5 protein-coding genes and 1 pseudogene are annotated in these 4,024 nt (G+C 32.4%); all 6 read left to right on the top strand.

The window, feature by feature from the left end; genetic code table 11:
• Window positions 1-11: 11 nt before the first annotated feature.
• A pseudogene (locus Q1J76_RS04540) lies at window positions 12-980 on the top strand (diol dehydratase reactivase subunit alpha).
• Between the two features lies 1 nt (window position 981).
• Window positions 982-1,332: a glycerol dehydratase reactivase beta/small subunit family protein gene (locus Q1J76_RS04545; RefSeq protein WP_300367446.1), complete on the top strand. Its 351-nt coding sequence runs from the start codon at window positions 982-984 to the stop codon at window positions 1,330-1,332.
• Window positions 1,333-1,353: 21 nt separating this feature from the next.
• Window positions 1,354-1,752, top strand: a complete 399-nt coding sequence (locus tag Q1J76_RS04550; RefSeq protein ID WP_300367448.1) for a GlcG/HbpS family heme-binding protein — start codon at window positions 1,354-1,356, stop codon at window positions 1,750-1,752.
• Between the two features lie 21 nt (window positions 1,753-1,773).
• Window positions 1,774-3,168, top strand: a complete 1,395-nt coding sequence (locus Q1J76_RS04555) for an aldehyde dehydrogenase family protein (RefSeq protein ID WP_300367450.1) — start codon at window positions 1,774-1,776, stop codon at window positions 3,166-3,168.
• Between the two features lie 44 nt (window positions 3,169-3,212).
• Window positions 3,213-3,749, top strand: coding sequence for a BMC domain-containing protein (locus Q1J76_RS04560; RefSeq protein WP_300367452.1), 537 nt, complete (start codon window positions 3,213-3,215; stop codon window positions 3,747-3,749).
• Window positions 3,750-3,788: 39 nt separating this feature from the next.
• Window positions 3,789-4,024: BMC domain-containing protein (locus Q1J76_RS04565; RefSeq protein WP_300367454.1), on the top strand; the 236-nt coding region annotated here is incomplete at its 3' end.

Consider the following 4,024-nt stretch of genomic DNA (forward strand, 5'->3'; position numbering starts at 1 on the left):
TAATGTCTGTTATGAATAAAGCATCTGATATAGAAGATATTATTGGAGAGTCTGGAACTAATATAGGCGGTATGATAGAGAAAGTAAGACAGACTATGGCTAAGCTTACAAATAAGAATAAAGATGATATAAAAATAAGAGATTTGCTTGCTGTAGATACTTTTGTACCTAGAAGTGTGAAAGGCGGACTTGCAAATGAATTTGCTATGGAAAATGCCGTTGGAATAGCAAGTATGGTAAAATCCGACAGACTTCAAATGGAAATAATAGCTGATGAACTTAAAAAGGATTTAGATATTAATGTTGAAATAGGCGGTGTTGAAGCAGATATGGCAATATTAGGGGCATTAACCACTCCGGGTTCTTCTTCTCCATTAGCTATAATAGATATGGGAGCAGGCAGTACAGATGCTTCTCTTATAGATAAAGATGGAAGGATATCATATACACATTTGGCTGGTGCAGGAAATATGGTTACTCTTTTAATCAATTCTGAATTGGGCTTAGATGATTTGGAAATGGCTGAGAGAATAAAAAAATATCCTTTAGCTAAGGTTGAAAGTGTATTTCACATAAGACATGAAGACGGAACAGTGCAGTTTTTTAAAGAGCCTTTAGATCCTAGATTATTTGCAAGGGTTGTGGTAGTAGAGGAGAATAATTTTGTTCCTATAGATTCTGATATTCCATTAGAGAAGATAAGAATTGTAAGAAGAATGGCTAAAGAATAAGTTTTTGTATTCAATTCTATAAGAGCATTAGAAACTGTAAGCATTACAGGAAATATAAGAGATATACCTTTTGTAGTGTTGGTTGGAGGTTCATCATTAGATTTTGAAATACCTCAAATGGTTATGGACGCTTTATCTCATTATAAGATAGTAGCAGGCAGAGGTAATATAAGAGGAAAAGAAGGTCCTAGAAATGCAGTTGCTACAGGGCTTATATTAGATTATGTTAGGTCAATGAGGAATAGCTGATATGGAAATACCATCTATTATTGTATATGACTTGGGAAATACAGATCCTAAATTAATGGATCAGGTTTTATATGGAATAGAGGAAGAGGGGATTCCCTATATTTTAGAAAAAAAGGATCTTAGTGCTTATAAGGATGTGAAAGAGGCATCTTATAATGCTGCGGTTTCTTCAAAATTGTCTGTGGGTATAGCTGCTGACAATGAGTATATAGCTGTACATTATGCTAATTTAAATGAAAATAAGCCTTTATTCTTATATTCTATGAAGTCCGTAAATATGCAGAATATGAGAAATGTAGGGGCTAATTCAGCTAGACTTGTTAAGGGAATTTATTTTATATTAGATGATTAAGTTTAGTTTAAGGAATATTTTATGGAACTTAGTTTGAATGATGCTTTTCTTATGGCTTTGGAAGCTTTGAAAAAGGCAGGAAATATACAGGTTGATGTTTGTATTTCTATTGTAAATGCACATGGAGAACAGATATTTTTCTGCAAGATGGATAATGCTCTTAAAATAAGCGAGAAATTAGCTTTTAAAAAGGCTTACAGCAGTGTATCATTGAAAGTTCCTACTTCTGATATAAAAAGACTTGTTGATGAAAGTTTATGCGGACTTGATACTGCTATGTCTGGAGAGATAGTTATGTTTGGTGGAGGAATTCCTATTTTTAAAGACGGTAAATTGCTTGGAGCTGTAGGAGTAAGCGGCGGTGCTGTAGAGGAAGATATTCTTATCGCTAATGCTGCTTTAGAGGTATTTAATAAATAATATTTTATGGAGATATAACATATGGATGAGAAATTGATTGAATCTATAGTGAGAGAAGTCGCTAAGAATATAAATATATTGGAATCTTCTAATAATAATTCAAATACATTCGGTGTATTTGATAATATGAAAGATGCTATAGAGTATGCAAGTATAGCTCAGAAGAAGTTTTTATGTTCTACTTTATCTCAGAGAAAAAAAATTACTGATTCTATAAGAAATAAATTAAGACCCCTTATTAAAGAGATGTCTGTTATGGCTGTAGAAGAAAGTAAAATGGGCAGAGTAGAAGATAAAATAAATAAAAATACATTGGCTATAGAGAGATGTACAGGTGTTGAAGATTTGCATACAGAAGCTTTAACAGGTGATGACGGACTTAGTTTGATAGAATATTCTCCATTCGGTGTAATAGGTGCTATAACTCCTGTTACAAATCCTACAGAAACTATAATATGTAATAGTATCAATATGCTTTCAGCAGGAAACAGTGTTGTTTTTAGTCCTCATCCTAGTGCAATAAAGGTATCTAATTGGCTTGTTGGTAAAATAAATGAGGCAGTAATAGAGGCAGGCGGAGAGAGAAATTTAGTAGTTACTATTTCAAAGGCAAGCGTAGAAGAAGTTGATTATATGATGGAAAGTCCAAAAATCAATGCATTATGTATTACAGGCGGTATGCCTATAGTGATAAAAGGACTTAAAAGCGGAAAGAAAACTATAGGTGCAGGTGCAGGAAATCCTCCTGTTATAGTTGATGAAACTGCAGATATAGAACAGGCTGCTGCTGATATAGTTGCAGGTGCTTCTCTTGATAATAATATGCCTTGTATAGCTGAAAAAGAGGTATTGGCTGTAGATTCTATATTTGACTATTTAATGTTTAATATGGAAAAGAATAATGCTTTTAAAATTTCAAAAAAAGAAGATATGCTTAAATTGGAAAAAGGTCTTATAAATGAAAACGGTTCTGTAAATAAAAAATTTGTAGGAAAGAATGCCAAATATATATTGGATACTTTGGGAATAGAATGTTCTTATGATCCTAGACTTATAATAATGGAAACTCATAAAGAACATCCTTTTGCTGTTGAGGAATTGATGATGCCTGTACTTCCTTTAATAAGATGTAAGGATTTTGATGAGGCTTTGGAGCTTGCTGTTAAATTGGAAAATGGTTGCCGCCATACTGCTATTATGCATTCTAAACATATTGACAGATTAACTATAGCACCTAAAAGACTTCAGACAACAATATTTGTTAAAAATGCTCCTTCCTATGCAGGTATTGGTTTAGGAGGAGAGGGATATACTAGTTTTACATTAGCTAGTAGTACTGGAGACGGCATTACTAGTACAGTAACATTTACTAGAAAAAGAAGATGTGTATTAAAGAATGGTTTATTTGTTAGATAAATAATTATATTTTATATATTTAAATAAAAGAGGTATTAACTATTATGGAATATGCTTTAGGTATGATAGAAACTTATGGTCATACTGTTGCAATAGAAGCTATGGATGCAGCATTAAAAGCTAGTAATATAACTTTGCCTTCTATGATTCATGTAGGAAGCGGAAGAATTGCAATATCATTTTTTGGAGATGTTGCCGCTGTAAAAGTAGCAGTTGAATGTGCAGTTGCAGCAGCTGAGAGAGTGGGAAAAGTTTTGGCAAGTAATGTTATAGCTAGATTGGATAAACAGGTTATTACTTCTTTTTTTGAAAATAATACAATTCCTTATAATGGAGATAAAAAACTAGAAACGGTTGATAATAGTTTGTCAGAAAATAATAATGATTCAGAAAAATCATTATCAAATAATACTGACTCTACTAATAATAATATGTCGCTTTTTAATGACAGTACAGAAGTTAATAATAATGAGAATAAAAAAATCAATAATGAAGATAATATATCAGAAAAAGATAATTCTTCAAATGATATATCCGTTTCAAAGAAAAAAATAAGAAAAAAGAAAAAAACTGATAATTAATTTTTTAATAAAAAATAATAAGATATTGGAGGCAATAATATGGCAAGTTCTATGGCTTTAGGTATGATAGAAACTAAAGGATTGGTATCAGCAATAGAGGCAGCTGATGCTATGGTAAAAGCAGCTAATGTAAATTTAGTAGGTAAAACATTAGTGGGTGGTGGTTTGGTAACAGTAATGGTAAGAGGCGATGTAGGAGCAGTAAAAGCGGCAACAGATGCAGGAGCAGCAGCAGCGGCTAAAGTAGGCGATCTAATCAGCGTTCATGTAATACC

It is taken from the genome of Brachyspira sp., assembly GCF_029258575.1.
Lineage (GTDB): Bacteria > Spirochaetota > Brachyspiria > Brachyspirales > Brachyspiraceae > Brachyspira.